19 protein-coding genes and 1 tRNA gene are annotated in these 18,687 nt (G+C 53.6%); 3 read left to right on the forward strand and 17 right to left on the reverse strand.

Annotated features, from left to right (window positions below):
* Nucleotides 1–59: 59 nt before the first annotated feature.
* From BMX66_RS06850 to BMX66_RS06930, 17 genes are all read right to left on the reverse strand, one after another.
* Nucleotides 60–869, reverse strand: coding sequence for an HAD family hydrolase (locus tag BMX66_RS06850; RefSeq protein ID WP_090880061.1), 810 nt, complete (start codon nt 867–869; stop codon nt 60–62).
* A complete protein-coding gene (locus tag BMX66_RS06855; RefSeq protein WP_255398849.1) occupies nt 866–1,939 on the reverse strand; it encodes an L-threonylcarbamoyladenylate synthase in 1,074 nt (357 codons plus the stop codon). The genes BMX66_RS06850 and BMX66_RS06855 overlap by 4 nt, the downstream gene beginning before the upstream one ends.
* Before the next feature lie 8 nt (nt 1,940–1,947).
* Nucleotides 1,948–2,700, reverse strand: coding sequence for an endonuclease/exonuclease/phosphatase family protein (locus BMX66_RS06860; RefSeq protein ID WP_090880067.1), 753 nt, complete (start codon nt 2,698–2,700; stop codon nt 1,948–1,950).
* A gap of 105 nt (nt 2,701–2,805) precedes the next feature.
* On the reverse strand, nt 2,806–3,906 hold the full coding sequence (gene nadA, locus BMX66_RS06865) for a quinolinate synthase NadA (RefSeq protein WP_090880070.1): 1,101 nt from the start codon (nt 3,904–3,906) through the stop codon (nt 2,806–2,808).
* Nucleotides 3,907–3,987: 81 nt separating this feature from the next.
* Nucleotides 3,988–4,464: a dihydroneopterin triphosphate diphosphatase gene (nudB, locus tag BMX66_RS06870; RefSeq protein WP_255398850.1), complete on the reverse strand. Its 477-nt coding sequence runs from the start codon at nt 4,462–4,464 to the stop codon at nt 3,988–3,990.
* Nucleotides 4,465–4,582: 118 nt separating this feature from the next.
* Nucleotides 4,583–6,349: an aspartate--tRNA ligase gene (gene aspS, locus BMX66_RS06875; RefSeq protein ID WP_090880986.1), complete on the reverse strand. Its 1,767-nt coding sequence runs from the start codon at nt 6,347–6,349 to the stop codon at nt 4,583–4,585.
* A gap of 28 nt (nt 6,350–6,377) precedes the next feature.
* A complete protein-coding gene (locus tag BMX66_RS06880; RefSeq protein WP_090880075.1) occupies nt 6,378–7,049 on the reverse strand; it encodes a DUF502 domain-containing protein in 672 nt (223 codons plus the stop codon).
* 20 nt (nt 7,050–7,069) lie between these two features.
* Nucleotides 7,070–7,366, reverse strand: coding sequence for an FmdB family zinc ribbon protein (locus BMX66_RS06885; RefSeq protein WP_090880078.1), 297 nt, complete (start codon nt 7,364–7,366; stop codon nt 7,070–7,072).
* 224 nt (nt 7,367–7,590) lie between these two features.
* Nucleotides 7,591–7,794 carry a hypothetical protein gene (locus tag BMX66_RS06890; protein ID WP_090880081.1) on the reverse strand — a complete coding sequence of 68 codons (204 nt, stop codon included), beginning with the start codon at nt 7,792–7,794 and terminating at the stop codon, nt 7,591–7,593.
* A gap of 458 nt (nt 7,795–8,252) precedes the next feature.
* Nucleotides 8,253–9,344, reverse strand: coding sequence for a redox-regulated ATPase YchF (gene ychF, locus BMX66_RS06895; protein WP_090880084.1), 1,092 nt, complete (start codon nt 9,342–9,344; stop codon nt 8,253–8,255).
* Nucleotides 9,345–9,440: 96 nt separating this feature from the next.
* On the reverse strand, nt 9,441–10,016 hold the full coding sequence (pth, locus tag BMX66_RS06900; protein WP_090880990.1) for an aminoacyl-tRNA hydrolase: 576 nt from the start codon (nt 10,014–10,016) through the stop codon (nt 9,441–9,443).
* 98 nt (nt 10,017–10,114) lie between these two features.
* Entirely contained in the window at nt 10,115–10,801 is a 687-nt protein-coding gene (locus BMX66_RS06905) for a 50S ribosomal protein L25/general stress protein Ctc (protein WP_090880087.1), read from the reverse strand.
* 137 nt (nt 10,802–10,938) lie between these two features.
* Entirely contained in the window at nt 10,939–11,889 is a 951-nt protein-coding gene (locus BMX66_RS06910) for a ribose-phosphate pyrophosphokinase (RefSeq protein ID WP_090880993.1), read from the reverse strand.
* 126 nt (nt 11,890–12,015) lie between these two features.
* Nucleotides 12,016–12,090 (reverse strand) — tRNA-Gln (locus BMX66_RS06915).
* A 1-nt stretch (nt 12,091) separates the two neighbouring features.
* Complete coding sequence (gene ispE / locus BMX66_RS06920) at nt 12,092–12,973, reverse strand: 4-(cytidine 5'-diphospho)-2-C-methyl-D-erythritol kinase (RefSeq protein WP_090880090.1); 882 nt, start codon at nt 12,971–12,973, stop codon at nt 12,092–12,094.
* Nucleotides 12,957–13,469 carry a lipoprotein insertase outer membrane protein LolB gene (lolB, locus tag BMX66_RS06925; RefSeq protein ID WP_143058214.1) on the reverse strand — a complete coding sequence of 171 codons (513 nt, stop codon included), beginning with the start codon at nt 13,467–13,469 and terminating at the stop codon, nt 12,957–12,959. The genes ispE and lolB overlap by 17 nt, the downstream gene beginning before the upstream one ends.
* Nucleotides 13,470–13,674: 205 nt before the next feature.
* On the reverse strand, nt 13,675–15,393 hold the full coding sequence (locus tag BMX66_RS06930) for a tetratricopeptide repeat protein (RefSeq protein WP_090880096.1): 1,719 nt from the start codon (nt 15,391–15,393) through the stop codon (nt 13,675–13,677).
* A 244-nt stretch (nt 15,394–15,637) separates the two neighbouring features.
* On the opposite strand from BMX66_RS06930, the gene BMX66_RS06935 reads away from it, so the two are divergent.
* The 3 genes from BMX66_RS06935 to BMX66_RS06945 all read left to right on the forward strand — a co-directional run bounded on the left by BMX66_RS06935 (nt 15,638) and on the right by BMX66_RS06945 (nt 18,633).
* A complete protein-coding gene (locus BMX66_RS06935) occupies nt 15,638–16,381 on the forward strand; it encodes an ABC transporter ATP-binding protein (RefSeq protein WP_090880099.1) in 744 nt (247 codons plus the stop codon).
* 129 nt (nt 16,382–16,510) lie between these two features.
* Nucleotides 16,511–17,260 (forward strand): ABC transporter permease, encoded by a 750-nt coding sequence (locus BMX66_RS06940; RefSeq protein WP_090880102.1) that lies wholly within the window; start codon nt 16,511–16,513, stop codon nt 17,258–17,260.
* 20 nt (nt 17,261–17,280) lie between these two features.
* Nucleotides 17,281–18,633, forward strand: a complete 1,353-nt coding sequence (locus BMX66_RS06945; RefSeq protein ID WP_090880105.1) for a GldG family protein — start codon at nt 17,281–17,283, stop codon at nt 18,631–18,633.
* The last annotated feature ends 54 nt before the right edge of the window (nt 18,634–18,687 follow it).

Below are 18,687 nucleotides of genomic sequence, written 5' to 3' on the forward strand. Positions count from 1 at the left end.
TCCAGGTGACAATTCCAATTTCGGTTTGATCGGATTTCGATTGAAAACGATTCTACGACTCATCTGACAGCTTTTTCTGACAGATATATTCCACAGCTCCCTGCGGATTCATCTTTCAGCGTCAGCAGCAATTCCGTGTCCACCCAGCCGCTGTGCGGCACATTCCCTTCAAGTACAGCGAAAGGCTGCGTCGGCTCCCCCAGGTCCGACAATACCAGCGCCGCTCCGCTGAAGTCCTGCGACCGCGTGTAATCGCTCACAGTAATGACCGTATCAAGTCCCGCTCCAAGCGACGCTCTCAGCCCATTTTCCGAATCTTCTATTGCTATGCATTGTTGTGCCGGCAATCCCAATTGATCAAGGACCCAGTGATAAATATCCGGTTCAGGTTTTTTTCCGCGGACTATATCGCCTGCGCCAATAACCTCAAACCAGCCGGGGGAGTCTTCCCCCAACGTAGATTTTAAAAGCGCAGTTACGTTTTCCGGTGTCGTAGTGGTGGCGATGGCAATTTTTATGTTCGCGTCGCGCAAGTGCCGGATGAGGCGCGCCACGCCCGGGCGCAATGGGATCCCGCCGCTTTCAAGCAAACTCACATAGTGCTTCGTTTTAACCTTGTGCAAGCCGGCGATCCAGCCATCGAGTCCGCTTCTGCCCAACTCGGCAGGGGTATGGTTTTCCATGTAATGGCGAATACGCTCTTTGCCACCGGTTATCGCAAGCAGCTCGCCATAAAGCGCTACGCCCCAATTCCAGTCAAGGCCCAATTCTTCGAACGCGGCATTGAATGCAAGACGGTGCCCGTCTCGCTCTGTATCAGCCAGCGTGCCATCAACGTCAAACAGTACCGCTTGAACTTTACTATTCATTTTATTCCTGCTTCCCGTCCATATACGGACTCATTTGCGTCATTCTGTCCTCTCGCAGAATCATGATCCTCAATTAGACCTTCGATATCCAGCGTGCGGCTCGCGCGTCGCAATCGATCTGCGATTGCCATCCAGGCGGGTTTATCTGGAGGCGTTTCTACCAGCAAACAGTCGAATCGCTCTTGGTCCGCCCGTCTTAAAGTTGCATACAGTTGATGGCCATAGCCCATTGGTTCAGCGGGCATGGAGAAATACACGATCTTTTCATGTCCTCGCTCCGAGTGCTGGAGACATTGGGCTGACCAGCCCACTATTGCGGCGCACCAGCCTTTCTCCGCCAACTCGAAAGCGCGCCGCCGTATATCGTCCGACTGCCAAAGCTCCAGTGGCGTTAGCGGGGCATAATGGGAAGAGAGCGCACCCGGTACACGTATGGCGCGTTTTGCTCCTTCGGGTAAAGCAATCTTTCCATTCAATACTTCTGCCAGCGCTGCCAGTGGGATACCGCCAGGTCGTAATATAGTGGCAGTGCCGCCCTCAATACTGACTATTGTGCTTTCCAGGCCAACTCTGCACGGCCCGCCGTCCAGAACCAAGTCTGCTGCTTCGCCCAACTCCTCGCGCACATGGGCTGCCATTGTGGGGCTTATATGGCCAAACCGATTGGCCGACGGTGCGGCAAGGGCTTTTTCATGCCCCAATGCGTTCAGCAAAGCAAGCGCGACGGGGTGATCCGGCACGCGCAATCCCACCGTATCCTGGCCTCCCGTTACATTTTCCGGTACATGGCGACTGCGCGGCAATATCAGTGTCAGCGGACCGGGCCAGAAGTGTTCAGCGAGCTGCCACGCCTGTTCCGGCACTTCTTGCGCCCAGTGAGTCAAGCGGGATGAATCGGCGATATGGACAATGAGCGGATGATCCGCGGGCCGTTTTTTGATCTCGAAGATGCGCTGCACTGCGGACGGGTGAGAGATGTCCGCGCCAAGGCCGTAAACCGTTTCCGTCGGGAAGGCCACAATACCCCCCGCTTTCAGCAGGGCGGCGGCGGCAACAATCTGGCTATTCATTTCCGCCGTCATCTACGTACCATTTGCGCCGACAACACCGCATGGTCGGAAATTTTTGACCAGGGATGGCCTTGATGCACCTGCGCCTTTTCCACGTGAAAACCGCGGACATAGATGCGGTCGAGGCGAAATAGCGGCAACACGGACGGAAAACTGCGCGCCACTCTCCCTCCCGTCAATTCGAACGCTTCGGTCAGCTCAAGCCGTTTAACCAGAATCCCGCTGGCCAGTTCACGCCAATCGTTGAAATCACCGGCGATAACCAGGGGCGCATGACGAGGGACGAGGCGCTCGATGTGCTGCTCCAACGCTTGCAACTGTTGCGACTGTCCGCGTTTGAACAGTCCCAGGTGAACGCATATGCAGTGCAGATTTTCCGGCCAGTCGGGAAGGCAGATTTCGCAATGGAGCATGCCACGGTTCTCGAAACGATGCGCGGAAACATCTACATTGTCCCAGCGCATGATAGGGTAGCGGCTCAAGATCGCATTGCCATGATGCCCTTCATCGTACACGGCATTTTTTCCATAGGCGAAATCCGACCAGATCGAATCGGCCAGAAACTCGTACTGGGGATTGTGCGGCCAGTTCTCGAAACGCGCCGCGTGCCCCCTGTGCTGGCCGACCACCTCCTGCAAAAAGATGATATCAGCATTCATCGCGCGTAAACTGTCGCGCAACTGATGCACCATTACCCGCCGGTTGAAATGAGAAAAACCTTTGTGAATATTGTAGGTGGCAATATGCAGTCTATCGAGCATATAGTGAACAACAGGCCTGAGTCAGAAGGTTGCCTGAAAACTTGGAATACTGGCTGCCCGAGAATCCCCGTCCCCAAGCAGCAGTGGCGAAATAATGCTTTTTCATTATAGAGAAACCTCCAGCATCCGCTCCAGCGCGAGCTTTGCCAGTACCGCTTCGTCTGCCGGCACTTTGATCTGATTTACCACTTTTCCTGCCACCAGATTTTCCAGCGTCCAAGCCAGATGTTGCGGATCAATGCGCGCCATGGTGGAGCACATGCAGATGGTCGATGCCATGAATTGTACAATCTTGCCTTCGGGCTTGAACTCCTCTGCAATACGGCTGACCAGATTCAACTCGGTACCCACCAGCCAGTGGGTTCCTGCCTCCGCCTCACGGATGGTCCGGATAATATAGTCGGTTGAACCGACGTAATCGGAATTTTTACAGACCTCAAAACTGCATTCGGGATGTGAAATTACCTTTCCGTCTGGGTGCTGATTGCGAAACCGCAGTATGTGCTGTGGCTGGAACATCTGATGGACGGAACAATGTCCTTTCCAGAGCAGAATCCTGGCCTTTCTGATCTGCTCCGGAGTAAGCCCGCCCATCGGTTCATCAAAGTCCCACACCGCCATTTCGTCCATTGGAATTCCAAGCTTATGTCCGCTCCAGCGTCCCAGATGCTGATCCGGAAAAAACAGCACTTTTTCACGGCGCGAAAAGGACCACTGCAAAATCCTCACGGCGTTGCTGGAAGTACAGACAATGCCGCCGTGCTCCCCGCAGAAGGCTTTGAGATCCGCGGCGGAGTTGATGTAGGTTACAGGGGTGACCGCTTCATCGGGATCCAGCACTTCTGATAATTCGCGCCAGGCACGCTCCACTTTGAAACGGCTTGCCATGTCAGCCATCGAACAGCCGGCGGAAAGGTCCGGCAGGATAGCAACCTGTTCCGGTTTGGATAGAATGTCGGCTACCTCAGCCATGAAATGCACGCCGCAGAACACCAGATAATCAGCATTCGTTCCCGAGGCGAGGCGCGAGAGCTGCAAGGAATCGCCGGTCAGGCCGGCGTGTTTGTAAACGTCCGCACGCTGATAATGATGGGCGAGTATTACCGCGCGCTTCCCGAGCGTCGCCTTGGCCTCCACGATGCGTTGCGCGCAGTCATCATCCTTCAAGGTGTCGAAACGTTCAAATGCAATGGCTTCCGCTTGCATGGCTACTCCTGTTTTTCCTTTAAAAACCGTAAGTAAAGTAAAACATCAGACAAAAATACCTGGCATTGGTTCGGCCGGACCTCAAGGAGCCTCTGAACCGTTTCCATCACGTCCATTGCTTCTGACTGCTGCCAGCTTCCTTATCGCTTCCGCATTGCTCGGCGAAAAAACCTTTTCCGCCGCTTCCTGCCAGGGCAACCAGATATAGCGCAGGTGCTCTCGTGCCGCTACCAGTACGGGGACAGGTTCCGGCACGAGTAAACCAAACACATGCTCGGTATTGCGAGTCACCTCGGGTGCATATCGCCAGCGCCATTCTTCATAAATTTCGTATTCGTTCTGAATGTTCCAGTCCGTCAACTGATAGCACCCAGCATCCAGTCCCGTTTCTTCCGCCACTTCCCGCACGGCGGTTTGCGCAAGTGTTTCTTCCTGATTCTGACTCCCCGTTACCGATTGCCAATAGCCGGGGTGATCGGCCCGTTCCAGCAGCAGAACCTGCATGTCGGGCGTGTGGATAATTACCAGAACGGAAACCGGTGTCTTATAGATTTTCACGGCGAAGTGGTCGCCGCGAGGAATAGAGATTGGAAAACCATTCCGGCTCCCGAACAATGGTTGTTTTTTATCCGGATCTCCGCGCTTCCATGCTCCCAGACTCTTATGTTCTGACGTACTACATCTGGCGAAGCTTGATGTGCAGCTCCCGCAATTGCTTTTCATCCACCGTGCTGGGTGCATGGGTCAGCAGACATTGTGCACGTTGTGTCTTGGGAAAGGCGATAACCTCACGGATTGATTCCGCCCCCGCCATCATGGTAACGATACGGTCGAGACCGAATGCAATGCCACCATGAGGCGGCGCGCCATATTGCAACGCTTCCAGCAAAAAGCCGAATTTCTCACATGCCTCATCAGCGCCGATATTCAAGGCCCGAAATACTTTCGACTGAACTTCCTGGCGGTGAATGCGCACCGAGCCGCCGCCGATTTCCGAACCGTTCAGCACCATATCATAGGCCTTGGATAACGCCCTCTCGGGATCGGTCTCGAGCAAATCCTCGTGACCGTCGGCAGGCGAAGTAAACGGATGATGTAAAGCTTTCCAGCGATTTTCTTCGTCGTCGCGTTCGAACATTGGAAAATCGACTACCCACAAGGGCTTCCAGCCGGCCTTCGCAAGCCCAAGGTCATGCCCGACCTTGGCGCGCAATGCGCCCAATGCCTCATTCACTACCTGGGCCTTGTCGGCCCCGAAAAATATGAGATCGCCATTTTTTGCTTCGGTGCGCTCCAGAATAACCTGCACTACCGTCTCCGGAAGGAATTTCAGTATCGGCGACTGCAAGCCTTCAAGGCCCTTCTCCAAGGCATTGACTTTAATGTACGCAAGCCCCTTCGCACCGTATATCGCTACGAAAATGGTGTAATCGTCGATCTCCTTGCGCGATAACGTCCCACCCCCGGGCACCCGTAGAGCCGCCACACGCCCGTTCGTTTTAAGCGCAGCCTCGCGGAAAACCTTGAATTCCACCTCCTGCATCACGTCGGTAAGCTCGGTCAGAACCAGCGCGACCCGCAAGTCCGGCTTGTCGGAGCCGTAGCGAGACATTGCTTCGGTATGTGTCAGGCGGGGAAACGGATTTGGCAGATCAATACTTATTACGCTTTTGAACACGCCGCAAATCATCTCTTCCATCAGCGCCATGATTTGGGCTTCATTCAGGAAGGATGTCTCGATATCGATCTGCGTGAATTCAGGCTGGCGATCGGCACGCAAATCTTCATCGCGAAAGCATTTGGTAATCTGGTAGTAGCGATCGAACCCGGCAACCATCAGTAACTGTTTGAACAATTGCGGCGACTGCGGCAGTGCAAAAAAATGTCCGGTATTGACGCGCGACGGCACCAGATAATCACGCGCACCTTCCGGCGTCGACTTGGTCAACATCGGTGTTTCCACGTCGATGAAGCCATGCTGGTCAAGAAACACGCGGACTGCCATCGCCACCTTGTAGCGCAGCCGCAAGTTTGCCTGCATCTGTGGGCGCCGCAGATCGAGGAAGCGGTGCTCGAGCCGCACGGCTTCGCTCAGGTTCTCGTCGTCCATCAAAAAGGGTGGCGTCAGCGAGGTGTTGAGAATTTCGATGGACTGTACCAGGACTTCGATCTCACCGCTGACGAGATTAGGATTAGCTGTACCGGCCGGACGATGACGCACCTTGCCCGTGACTTTAAGCACGAACTCGTTGCGAATTTTCTCCGCGATCTGAAAAGCTGACGCATTGTCCGGGTCGCACACCACTTGCACCAAACCTTCACGGTCGCGCAGGTCCACAAAGATGACGCCCCCATGATCGCGGCGCCGATGCACCCAGCCGTAAAGGGTCACCGCCTGATTCAGATATTGGGCATTGATGAGGCCGCAGTAGTTAGTGCGCATGACGAGTCTGTAATCAGAAAAGATAAAGTCAGGATTTGTCGCTTGATGCGGAACCGACGGAACCGGTACCATGCAACAATACTGCCTGGGATGGGCCGGGATTTTTTTTGCCGTTGCCGGGTGTGACGACGCCCATGGAAATAATATATTTCAGCGCCGCATCTACGCTCATGTCGAGTTCGATCACGTCGCTTTTCCGCATCATCAGAAAAAAGCCGGAAGTGGGATTAGGCGTGGTCGGTACGTAAACGCTTACATACTCTCCCTTGAGATGGTTGACCACATCGCCGCCCGGATACCCGGTCATGAATGCGATAGTCCATGAACCCTCGCGCGGATATTGCACCAGCAGCGCCTTGCGGAAGGCCTCGCCCTGGCTGGAAAACAGCGTATCGCTGACTTGCTTTACACCATAATAGATCGATTTCACCACCGGAATGCGCCATAACACGCCTTCCCAGAAAATCACCAGCCGCTGACCTATGATATTTGTCGTGAGCAGACCCGTGAGGAAAACCACCAGCAACGTCAGCACTACGCCCATACCGGGAATATACATGCCCACCACGGTTTCAGGATGCAGGCTGGCCGGCAGGAGCAGCAGCGACTGGTCCATCGTGCTGATCAGAAATTTCAGCGCCCAGGCCGTGATGCCGAGAGGTACCCAGATCAGAAGCCCGGTGATGAAATAACGTTTCATGTTAAGTGGTGTCGCGCCGTTTAGTCGGCAGAGGAAGCGGGGCATGCGGCGCTGGCTGCCGGTGCGGTTGGTGCAGCGGTCTCACTCTTTGCAGCTGCAGGTACTTCTGCATCGGGCTTTGCTTTCGGCTTCGCGCCATTCTTGAAATCGGTTACATACCAACCGCTGCCCTTCAATTGAAAGCCCGCAGCGGAGATAAGTTTGGCATACGCATCGCTGCCGCATGCGGGACAAGCCGCAACCGGCGCATCAGTTACCTTTTGCAGATATTCCTTTTCAAAACTACAGGACCCGCAACGGTATTCATAAATTGGCATGACAGTCCTCCAATAAAGCAGAATCGAAAAAAATGGAATTATACCTCAACCACTTGCTTAACCGGGAAATATGGGCTGCAAGCGGGATTGCAAGATATGGATGCGGCAAGAACGCATCCATAAAGATGTCGGGATAGCTGACCTGAGAATTCAGTGTAATGGATGATAAAACATCCGTACAGAGATGTTTGTCTCTCGAAACATCAAAAATAGATGGAGTCTATTCAGGCTGATTCCTGCACATGGATGGTGTAGTCATCGCGGTTGTGAGAGCGATAAGGAGTCTCCTCGCAAAATCGAGTAAATGCCAGATCCCGAGCTACACTTTCCGAGCTGGCGTCGATATCGTAAGCTGCAAGAACGCCGCTGAAATTGGGCCCGTCATTTATTGATGGTTCGACCGGTGCAATAAGGATTTTGTATATCATTCACGCCTCCTTTTTCATATTTCGTCATCCTGTTGCCTGCTGGCCTCTACATCGTGGATAGCGAATATTCAACTGATAAAAAGCAATTAGTCGTTGAGCCGACCGGCCGCCCGAGAAAGTGGGACAAATTCTTGAAACGTCGCGGGGCTAGCCGTTTTAGCTTAGACATTAAGCCGCAATTGTCCTTTGAAACCCGCACCAGATCTCCCCCATACCCTCTACGGGCTCGGTTTGTACCCCCTTTTATATCCGCTTTTTTCCGACTGAAGCCTGATCATGGTCAGCTTGTCATTGGGTTCGGACGCAGGACGTCCTAGTTCAACAGTAGGTCCTTTATTCTTTTGCCGATACTAACCGCCAAACTTTCAACGATTTTCGTGTTTAAAGCTTATCCCAGTTTTACTAAGCTTTGTTTGTGTTTCTGTACAGCATTGGGCACTACAGAAAAAGTCCTCGGACTAGACGTTAAACCGAAAATGCATAACATCGCCATCCTTGACCACATATTCCTTCCCTTCCAGCCGCATCTTTCCCGCTTCCTTCGCTCCCTGCTCACCTTTGCAAGCGATGAAATCATCATAAGCGATGACCTCGGCGCGGATGAAACCTTTCTCGAAATCGGTGTGGATGACAGCCGCTGCCTGCGGGGCCGTATCCCCTTTTGATATGGTCCAGGCGCGCACCTCTTTCACGCCGGCGGTGAAATAAGTTTGGAGCCCGAGCAGTTGGTAGGCGGCGCGAACCAGACGGTTCAGTCCTGGTTCTTCCAGATTCATGTCGGCAAGAAAAATCTGCTTGTCCTCGTCCGGCATTTCTGCAATTTCCGACTCGAGGGCCGCGCAGATCGCCACTACCGGCGCGCCTTCGCGCGCGGCATATTCTTCCACACGGGCCAGCAGCTGATTTTCACTGAAGCCCTTTTCGTCGACGTTGGCTACATAAATGGCTGGCTTGGCAGTCAGCAGGCAGAGCGGCTTCAACAATTGCTGTTGTTCCCTATCCAGTCCCATGCTTCTGACGGGTTTTCCCTGGTCGAGGTGTGCGCGCGTTGCTTCCAGTAGCGCCACGAACTTGACCGCCTCCTTATCGCCAGACCTGGCCAGCTTCGTTTCACGTTGCAGCGCCTTTTCCACCGTCGCGAGGTCGGCCAGCGCCAATTCGGTCTGTATAGTCTCGATGTCCGAAACCGGATCGACATTCCCGGCCACGTGCACGACGTTTTCATTGACGAAGCAGCGCACCATATTGACAATGCCGTCGGTCTCGCGAATGGTGGCAAGAAACTTGTTGCCCAATCCTTCGCCCTTGGATGCGCCCGCAACAAGACCGGCGATATCAACGAACTCGACGATAGCGGCCTGTACTTTTTGCGGCTTGACAATCTCCGAGAGCGCAGCCAGACGCTTATCGGGGACTTCGACGATGCCGACATTGGGCTCGATGGTGCAGAAGGGATAGTTTTCGGCAGCTATACCGGCCTTGGTCAGCGCATTGAACAGGGTGGATTTCCCCACATTGGGCAAACCAACGATACCGCATTTCAGACTCATAAGTTTTTCGAACTATAAAAGATTGGATTCCAGACCATGAGTGCCTGAAATGTGGAAAGATGAAATGAACCGCTGATCTTTCTCAAGACTTATCGTTCATTCTTTATTTTTTGTATGCAGCTTCATCATCGCTGCCTGGCAATTGCCTTCCGCGATGAGCGGCCAGACCTTCAGGCTACTGTGAATGGCCTCGTCTATCAACGCCGCTTCTTCCTTGCGCGGAGGCTGCAATACGTAATTTACCACGGCATTTTTGTCCCCGGGATGGCCGATGCCGATGCGCAGGCGCCAGAACTCCCTGGTGGCAAGGTGGGCAGCGATGTCCTTCAACCCGTTGTGTCCGCCAAGCCCGCCGTCCAGCTTCAGCCTGGAGACTCCAGGCGGCAAATCCAGTTCGTCATGAACCACGAGAATCCGTTCGGGCTGGATTTTATAGAAGCGGCATAAGGCTGACACCGCTTTTCCGCTGGCATTCATGTAGGTCTGGGGATTGAGCAGCCACAGCTCTGAATCGCCCTGGCCGACGCGCGCGCACAAACCATGAAATCGTGCTTCCGCTTTCAGCGTGATACGCAGCTCATCCGCCAGACGGAATAACCACCAGGCGCCGGCATTGTGGCGAGTAGCCGCATATTCCTTGCCAGGATTTCCAAGACCGACGATGAGTTTCATTTGGACGTAACAGGAAAAGAATGTGCTCGTTTGTAAAGGAAAAGCCCGCTGGAACCGATATGACTCCAGCGGGCCCACATGAATACTGCCTGCCGATATTATTTCTTTTTCCCGGCGTCCTTTTTCTCACCTTCCTTTGCTACGCCTTCTTTCTTCTGTACTGTGGTCGGGATATCCGCCGCCGCCACTCCGGCTGCCGCTTCCTCGGCTGCCACTGCCCGCGGAATCACTATGGTTGCCACGGGTAAATCGTCACCCTTGACAAGTGAGGGAACTTCGACGCCTTCAGGGAGTTGCAGGTCGCTCAAGTGGATTGTGTTTCCCGCAGCCAGATCAGCCAGATCCACCGAAATGAATTCAGGCAGATCCTTTGGCAAGCAGGAAACATCCAGCTCGGTAAGCACGCGGCTGACGATACCGCTGGAAAGTTTTACGCCTGGCGCAATTTCCTCGTTCATGAAATGCAGCGGTACTTTCATATGGATTTTTTTATTCGGATCGACCCGCTGGAAATCGATATGCAGCACTTGAAGTTTGAACGGGTGCATTTGTATGTCGCGCAACAGGACTCGTTCTTTCTGCCCCTCTACCTCCATCGACAGGATGGAAGCATGGAAGGCTTCCTGCTTGAGCTGATGATAAAGACTGTTATGATCCAGTTGGATCGCTTGCGCCGGACTTTCTCCGCCATAGATGACTCCCGGCACGGTGCCGGAACCTCGCAGGCGGCGGCTCGCACCCTTGCCCTGCAATGTGCGCTTTTTGGCGCTGATTTCAATTTGCATCTGTTTTTCTCCAAAATGTGGATCATCCGCGACCAGATGACCCGATTAATAAAAGCTTGTGAACGACGTACGAACCCAATTGCGATACGGGTCTCTTTCCTTCTTTGTTCTGCATATGTACGAATCTTCTAGAGACCTTACTCCATGAATAAGGAACTCACCGAGTCTTCATTACTGATCCTCAGCATTGTTTCCGCGAGCAGGCTTGCCACACTCAACTGGTAAATGCGATCGCAGGCCCTTGCATCCTCCCGCAGCGGAATGGTATCAGTGACCACCAGCTTGTCCAGGGCGGAATTCTCGATCCGCTCCACGGCCTTGCCCGACAGTACCGGATGGGTGCAGTACGCCAGCACGCGCTCCGCCCCCTGCTCCTTCAGGGCCCGGGCTGCTTCACACAACGTATTGGCAGTATCCACCATGTCATCCATGATTACGCAGGTGCGTCCCTCCACCTCGCCGATTATGTTCATTACCTTGGCCACATTCGCTTTAGGGCGCCGTTTGTCTATGATTGCGAGATCGCATTCAAGGCGCTTCGCCATCTGTCTGGCCCGCACTACCCCGCCTACATCGGGAGAAACCACTACCAGATTCTGGTAGTCGCTTTTCCATAGATCGCCCAGCAGGATCGGCATGCTGTAAATGTTATCCACGGGAATATCAAAAAACCCCTGAATCTGGTCTGAATGCAGATCCATAGTCAAAAGCCGGTCTATCCCTACACTCGTCAACATATTTGCCACGACTTTGGCGGTAATGGGGACTCGTACCGAACGCGGCCTTCTATCCTGACGAGCGTACCCGAAATAAGGCATTGCCGCTGTAATCCGCCCGGCGGATGCCCGCTTCAACGCATCGACCAACACCAGCAATTCGACCAGCGTATCGTTGGTGGGCATGCAGGTGGATTGCAAAACAAATACGTCCTTGCCCCTCACATTCTCGAGAATTTCAACCATTACCTCGCCGTCGCTGAAGCGGCCGACCGTTGCGCGTCCTACACGAATATTCAGGTGCCGCACAACATCCTGCGCTAGCTTGGGATTGGCATTGCCCGTAAAAACCATCAAGCTATCGTAGGCCATGACTGGGAGCGATAAGTTTGAAAACATGAATCGGGAACCGGGGTATCCAAGCGAATGCAAACAAATACAAACAGCTTAAGCACCATCCGGCCGTCTGGCCGGTCCTGAATCTCAAGACCTGAAAATTGGCTGGGGAGGTAGGGATCGAACCTACGAATGCCGGAATCAAAATCCGGTGCCTTACCACTTGGCGACTCCCCAATTACTGTTCCGCAAAATCATGCATGGGATGGCGATTCAATCCCTGTGCCACAAAACCATTCATGTCGAATGGAAGCTGCGCCAGCGCTGCTTTCGCTGCGCGCTCCGTGGCAAACTCGGAAAACACACAGGCGCCGGAACCGGTCATTGCCGTCATCCGTGAATTGTCGAGCCGTTTGAGCCACTCCAGGTGGCGTGCCACCTCGGGATATGTCCGGCAAACCACCGGCTCGAGATCATTGTGCCCGCACTCCACGGAAAAGGGCGGTATTTTGATTGGAATCGTGTTTCGTGTCAATTCCTTACTGGTAAAAACCTGCGCGGTTGACACGTGTACGGATGGGGTCAGGATCAGATACCACGCGGGAGGCAGGGCAATGGGCGAAAGTTTTTCGCCGATGCCTTGAGCAAAGGCATTTTCGCCAAAAATGAACACGGGCACATCCGCCCCCAGTCTGAGTCCCAGTTTTAAAAGCCGGCTCCTTTGCCAGGCCAACCCCCATAAACGGTTGAGCGCCAGCAATGTCGTGGCGGCATCGGAACTACCGCCGCCCAGCCCGCCTCCCATCGGAATTCGTTTTTCCAGAAAGATATCCACACCGGCTGAAGTGCCGCTTTCCTGTTGCAGCAGCTTGGCGGCGCGCACGCACAGGTCGTTGTCTTCTGGCACTCCGGCAGTTGGCGTATGCAACTTGACCGCGCTATCGGTCCGGAGCGCAAAATGAAGTCGATCGGAAAAATCCACGAATCGAAAAACCGTTTGCAACAGGTGATAGCCATCCTCCCTGCGTCCGACCACATGAAGGAACAGGTTAAGCTTTGCCGGCGCCGGGCAAGAGAGTTTAGCCGTCGAATCTACATGGGCTTCAGCGGGTTCCAGCATACCAGTCATCTATCACAAGTTTTATCTGAAGGCCGTTGCGTTTAAGCGTCAATAACCGGGGGTGCGTAGTCCGGGCCTGGGTAGCCTGTACTGGAAGCACCTGCGGATAACCCGAATAATGGATCTCCCATCCGTCCTGACGAATAGCCATTACGCGCCCGTCCATGTCCAGGTCTATCGCGGATGCCGTAGCGGGCGAGTTCACGCTTTGTACCCAGTACTGCAAACCAGTGAGAGGCAGGCGCCAACCCAGCACCTGATCGGTCAGGCTTTCTACATCGGCAGCATAATAACTCTCCTGCTCCGCGGTAGTCAGATACACGCCTTCAGGCCGATGCTGAATCTGGGCCAAAGTCTGCCCCAATGGCGAAAGAAGAAGAATTTCATCGCCTCTTTCAGTATGACGCCATTGTACTCCACTGGAAAAACTTTCTTCGCCACCCTTCACCGACACCCGACCGACAAGTCCAAAATCGGCCGCCCTCGCATCAGCCATATCCGCAACAGGCTCAGTGACGAGGGTGCGGGCTACATTATTTTTATGCGGAAGAGCTGTGCAGCCTGCAAAAAAAAGTGGCGCACATAAAATGAGACCCCACCAAAAGAAAATAAAGCGATTTTTTAACAGTGGAAATACCCTGATCACGGAGTGAAGCAGTGTTATACCAACATGAGAAATGATGTTTCCCAACGTTGTTGCACTATTTCATGAATTTCTTCATGGTGCTGAGCAACACCTCGTTATCGGGATGGTTCCTGAGCGCTGCCCGCCAAACTTCTGTCGCCTCTTCCTTTGTCCCCTGCACCCATAAGACTTCACCCAGGTGAGCCGCGATTTCCGGATCCGGAGTCATTCCGAATGCTTGTTTCAGGTAGCTGAGCCCCTGATTGAGATTGCCCATGCGGTAATGCACCCACCCCAGGCTATCAATGATGTAAGGATCATTCGGGGAAAGCTTGATGGCCTTTTCAATGAGCTCCAGCGCTTCCGGCAGGCGGTTGCTGTGTTCCGCAAGGCCGTAGCCTAGTGCATTGTAGGCGTGAGCATGGTCCGGCCTTAACTGGATCAGCTTACGCAAGTCCTGCTCCATGATGTCGGACTTACCGATTTTTTCTGCCGCCAAGGCTCGATCATAGAGCAGCTCGGGATAGTCGGGAAGCTTTTTCAGGCCACTGCTCAACAGCTCAAACGCTTTCTGGTAACCCCCCGCTTCCCGCAGCAATTGCGCCTCGGCAATTATCAACTGTGCGGTTTGCTGGTCATTCGTGACCGGCAAACTGCGCAGGTGCTGCAGGCCTTCGTTCATTTTGCCGGTTCTGCTCAGCAGGATTGCGTATTTGATTTGTGCGGGAATATATTGACTACCGCTCGTCACTGAGCGATACCAGTCCATCGCCGTATCAATTTGCCCGGTTTTTTCATTGATGCCGCCAAGATAAAAGCGCACCATGCCTGGGTCTCTGTAACCCAACTCCAACGCTCTCTTGAAATTCGACTCGGCCAGATCATATTCTTGCAATTCCATCGATAGCAACCCGACAGCCACGGCAACATCGGGATTATTGGGATTCTCCTCCAGCAATTGCTGGAACTGTTCGCGTGCCTTGCTATAATTCTTTTCCGCCAGCAATAACCGGGCATAGGTAATTCGCGTGTCGTTGGCTTTGGGATAATCCTTCAGATAGTCTTCAAAAAATTCGAGCGCATCGGCGTTGGAGTTTCGCGCCAGTATCCGCCCTTGATAAATTGCCGCTATCTCCCATTCCGGGCGAAGTGCCAATGCCCGTTTCATCTCTGCCAGTGCGATATCGAAACGTTCGGCAAACCATGCTGCCTGGGATATGGCAAAATGGGCTTCGGGCAGTTTTGGATACGGTTGGGCAAGTTGCTTCACCAGTTCGAACGTCTTGTTTTTGTTGGTATTTCGTACTAACAGGCTGTTCAATTGCATAAAAGCCTCATCGATATTATCGCCCGCAGAGGCCAGCAGTTTTTCGAGATGGGGCCGGGCCTCATCCAGTCTGTCGAAATTTACCAGCAACGCCGCCAGGGTCTGGCGGGCGCCAACGGAATCCGGATCAAGTTCAGCCCAGATTTGCGCTGCTTCAAGCGCCGGCGCGGGCTGACGTGCTTGAAGCGCAATTTCAGCGGCCCGCTGGGCCACACGCGGATCGCGGGTGGTTTTCGCGAGCTTGAGATAAGTACGAATCGCAATTTCCGTGTCGCCACGCTGCAGAGCCGTTTCCCCCACCAGGAAATCGAACAGCATGGGAGGAGTCAAATCCTGACTGGGTAATTTTGATTGTCCAGCTCCGATCTTCGCTACCGGCTTATCCGCTTTGATATCGGATTTGGCAGGAATCTGCGAACAGGCAGCAAGAAAAAGCAGCGGTAATGCGCCGGGAATTTTAAGACTCATGGGAAAATCCAGACAAGGTTCGAAAAAGGCTGTAAATGGCGGGGTTGTCCTTCAGTACAGTCCACATATTAGGTATATTTTACGCTTATCACAAGTGGACAACTGAACCAGGACGCTGCAAGCACTTTTATAGGGACAGTTCTGCAAGTCAAAGTTCCATATGAGCTCTCTTATCACGTAAAGAAACGTAGAAGTCGCGGATAAGGAGCGATTTTGGCAAATTCCAGCTTATCGAGGCGTTCCAATGACTGAACAAATCGGCTCCACAGCCATCCTGGCTCGCGGCCTGTGCCGCTATTTCGGTACTCGGGTCGCTGTGCATGATATCAACCTGGAACTGAGGCGTGGTGAAGTCCTGGGATTTCTCGGACCCAACGGGGCAGGCAAAACAACAATCATGCGCATGCTCACCGGCAACCTGGCTCCAAGCGCCGGCAGGGTTGAGATCTGCGGTATAGATTTGCTGCTCAAGCCGCGGGACGCCAAGGCCCGCGTCGGGTATCTGCCCGAGATACCGCCGCTCTACCGGGAATTAACAGTAAACGAATACCTGCGCCTTGCCGCCAGGCTGCATCGGGTCGAAAGCAGGATTATTCGTTCTGCGTTGGCTAAAATCACGCAACGGTGCGGACTGAGCAATAACCGCGAGCAATTGATCGGCTCGCTGTCAAAAGGCTATCAGCAACGGGTAGGAATTGCCCAGGCAATCATTCACGACCCTGATGTCATCGTGCTTGATGAACCGACAGCGGGGCTCGACCCCAACCAGATGCGAGAAATGCGCAGCCTCATTCGTGAACTCGGCGCAGACCGCAGCGTCATTCTTTCGACGCACATCCTGTCTGAGGTTGAAAGTGTGTGTGATCGGGTCCAGATCATGCATGAGGGACGCACAGTGTTTGACGATTCCATAGGCCGGCTAAAACAAAAAGGAACTAGCCTGGAGGAGTCATTCGTGCGCCTCACCATGAATCAGGCTACTGTATAAGCCAGGCTCCGCTTATGTTCTCGCGCGGCGCTCACTCATTTGAAAGCCAAGGGACAACCGGGTTGACGACGAGGCCGGCAAAATCGGACTTATCAGAATCTTCGCGGGAGACTTCAAAAGTTTAATATCATGATTCTAGCCGTTGCACAGAAGGAACTGAAAATATTGTTCAGCTCGCCGCTGGCCTGGCTGATACTTGCTCTGGTGCAATTGGTGTTGACCTGGGTTTTCCTGGCGCATCTCGATACCTTTCTGGAAATTCAGCCACAACTGATCAAGATCGCCAACCCGCCCGGAGTGACTGAAACGATTGTTGCGCCGTTATTCGCAACGGCAGCGATAGTACTGTTAATGACGACTCCCCTTTTAACTGCGCGTCTCATCGCTGAGGAGCGCCGCAATCACACTCTGCCTTTCCTTGTTTCCGCACCCATTTCGATAGCCGAAATCGTGATAGGAAAATTTCTCGGTCTGATGATTTTCTTATCTGCCCTGATTGCCCTGGTTGCCGCATTATCACTTTCTCTGCTGGCAGGGGGCCGGCTGGATTTTGGTTTATTGCTGAGCAATATCGCGGGCCTGTTTCTCATATCCGCCTGTTTCGTCTCACTCGGACTTTATATTTCCTGTCTCAGCGCCCAGCCTGCAACCGCCGGCGCCGGTGCGATGGGCGCGCTACTCGGGCTATGGGTCATGGATACCGTGGCCGCGGATGAGGATGGCGCAGGCATAGCGCGCAACTTTTCTCTGCTCGCCCATTATGAAAGTTTCAATCGCGGGATGATCGACACTTTTGGCCTGGCATACTTCGCACTTTTTACTCTGATCTTTCTGATGTTATCCGTTCGCAGGCTTGATAACGAACGAATGCGCGGCTAACGCTCTGCAACATCCTCGATATGACCATGGTCAATGAAAAGCTGCGTGCGCACTGGCTGGTGCGAAACGGCCTGTTTGCGATAATGCTGGTATCTCTGGTGGGATTGCCAGGTTATCTGGCGTGGGAAACACGCACCCAGTGGGATGTCACCCAGAATGAACGTAATAGCTTGAGCGAGGCAAGTGTGGAAGTGCTGGAAAAGATTGACGGCCCGATCCTGGCCACTGTCTATGCCAGTCAAGACGCGCAGCTTGGGAACGTTTCCAAAAAAATCAGGGATTTTCTGTCTCCTTATCAGCGTATCAAGCCAGATTTCGATGTCACGTTCATTGATCCCGCCGAACAGCCAAAACTCGCGCAGGCGGCAGGAGTCCAGACCAATGGAGAAATGGTAATTGAATTGAATGGCAGACGCGAGCACCTCATCAGCTTTAATGAGCGCGCGCTGATCAATCTGCTGATGCGGCTAGCCCGTTCCCACGACAAACTGGTGATGGCTCTCAGCGGCCATGGCGAGCGCAAGCTCGATGGCGCCGCCAGCGCTGACCTGGGCGAATTTGGGAAACAATTGATAGCCAACGGTTTCAGGATTCAAACGCTCAACTTTGCTATTGCCGCGGATGTGCCGCCTGATACGAGCGTGCTGATTATTTCTTCGCCGCAAGTGGACCTTCCGGAAGGCGTAGTGGAGAAGCTGCTGGCGTACATCGAGAGCGGCGGCAATCTTTTATGGCTATTGGACCAGGAGCCGCTGCACGGACTGCAACCGTTGGCCGAGAAGCTGGAACTGACTCTCACACCGGGCGTCGTCATCGATCCTCAAGCGCGGCAACTAAAGGCGCCTATCACTTTTTCGGTGGGCGCCAATTATGGACAGCATCCGGTCACAAATAATTTCGATTACATTACTGTTTTTCCTTTTGCCCGTCAGATCACCGTTAATGACAACGAGGAATGGCGCAGCGTCTCACTGGTGGAAGCCGCCCAAACCGGGTGGGTGGAAACTGGAAAGCTGGACACGGGCATTGTCTTCGATACCATGTATGATGTGTCCGGTCCTGTCAGTATCGCCGCTGCGCTGAGCCGCAGCTTGCATGAACGCGAGCAGCGTATAGCTGTCATTGGCAGTGGCTATTTTCTTGCCAATACCTATCTGGGCCATGGCAAGAATCTGGATTTCGGCATTAATCTCGTCAATTGGCTCGCCGGCGACGAAGACCTTATCGCCATTCAACCCCGTGCGACGGTGGATAGCAGCCTGTCCCTGAATGAGTCAACGCTAACCATCATGGCCTGGGGCTTCCTCATCGTTATGCCGCTGATTTTTCTGACCAGTGGGATGATAATATGGCGGAGGCGGAGAAAGAGATAGCCCGGTGACGCATCGCCGTAGAAGAGCAATTGTTGCGCTGCGTTCTCCAGCCAT

The organism is Nitrosovibrio sp. Nv6 (assembly GCF_900110495.1).
Classification (GTDB): domain Bacteria; phylum Pseudomonadota; class Gammaproteobacteria; order Burkholderiales; family Nitrosomonadaceae; genus Nitrosospira.

What these genes read in the sequence shown, in the direction of transcription:
- BMX66_RS06855 (WP_255398849.1), bottom strand. Translation starts at nt 1,939, where the DNA reads ATGAATAGCCAGATTGTTGCCGCCGCCGCCCTGCTGAAAGCGGGGGGT.
- BMX66_RS06930 (WP_090880096.1), bottom strand. Translation starts at nt 15,393, where the DNA reads ATGAGTCTTAAAATTCCCGGCGCATTACCGCTGCTTTTTCTTGCTGCC.
- BMX66_RS06880 (WP_090880075.1), bottom strand. Translation starts at nt 7,049, where the DNA reads ATGAAACGTTATTTCATCACCGGGCTTCTGATCTGGGTACCTCTCGGC.
- pth (WP_090880990.1), bottom strand. Translation starts at nt 10,016, where the DNA reads ATGAAACTCATCGTCGGTCTTGGAAATCCTGGCAAGGAATATGCGGCT.
- lolB (WP_143058214.1), bottom strand. Translation starts at nt 13,469, where the DNA reads ATGGCTGATGCGAGGGCGGCCGATTTTGGACTTGTCGGTCGGGTGTCG.
- aspS (WP_090880986.1), bottom strand. Translation starts at nt 6,349, where the DNA reads ATGCGCACTAACTACTGCGGCCTCATCAATGCCCAATATCTGAATCAG.
- BMX66_RS06905 (WP_090880087.1), bottom strand. Translation starts at nt 10,801, where the DNA reads ATGCAAATTGAAATCAGCGCCAAAAAGCGCACATTGCAGGGCAAGGGT.
- BMX66_RS06945 (WP_090880105.1), top strand. Translation starts at nt 17,281, where the DNA reads ATGACCATGGTCAATGAAAAGCTGCGTGCGCACTGGCTGGTGCGAAAC.
- BMX66_RS06850 (WP_090880061.1), bottom strand. Translation starts at nt 869, where the DNA reads ATGAATAGTAAAGTTCAAGCGGTACTGTTTGACGTTGATGGCACGCTG.
- BMX66_RS06940 (WP_090880102.1), top strand. Translation starts at nt 16,511, where the DNA reads ATGATTCTAGCCGTTGCACAGAAGGAACTGAAAATATTGTTCAGCTCG.
- BMX66_RS06935 (WP_090880099.1), top strand. Translation starts at nt 15,638, where the DNA reads ATGACTGAACAAATCGGCTCCACAGCCATCCTGGCTCGCGGCCTGTGC.
- BMX66_RS06860 (WP_090880067.1), bottom strand. Translation starts at nt 2,700, where the DNA reads ATGCTCGATAGACTGCATATTGCCACCTACAATATTCACAAAGGTTTT.
- ispE (WP_090880090.1), bottom strand. Translation starts at nt 12,973, where the DNA reads ATGCTGGAACCCGCTGAAGCCCATGTAGATTCGACGGCTAAACTCTCT.
- BMX66_RS06885 (WP_090880078.1), bottom strand. Translation starts at nt 7,366, where the DNA reads ATGCCAATTTATGAATACCGTTGCGGGTCCTGTAGTTTTGAAAAGGAA.
- BMX66_RS06890 (WP_090880081.1), bottom strand. Translation starts at nt 7,794, where the DNA reads ATGATATACAAAATCCTTATTGCACCGGTCGAACCATCAATAAATGAC.
- BMX66_RS06910 (WP_090880993.1), bottom strand. Translation starts at nt 11,889, where the DNA reads ATGGCCTACGATAGCTTGATGGTTTTTACGGGCAATGCCAATCCCAAG.
- ychF (WP_090880084.1), bottom strand. Translation starts at nt 9,344, where the DNA reads ATGAGTCTGAAATGCGGTATCGTTGGTTTGCCCAATGTGGGGAAATCC.
- nadA (WP_090880070.1), bottom strand. Translation starts at nt 3,906, where the DNA reads ATGCAAGCGGAAGCCATTGCATTTGAACGTTTCGACACCTTGAAGGAT.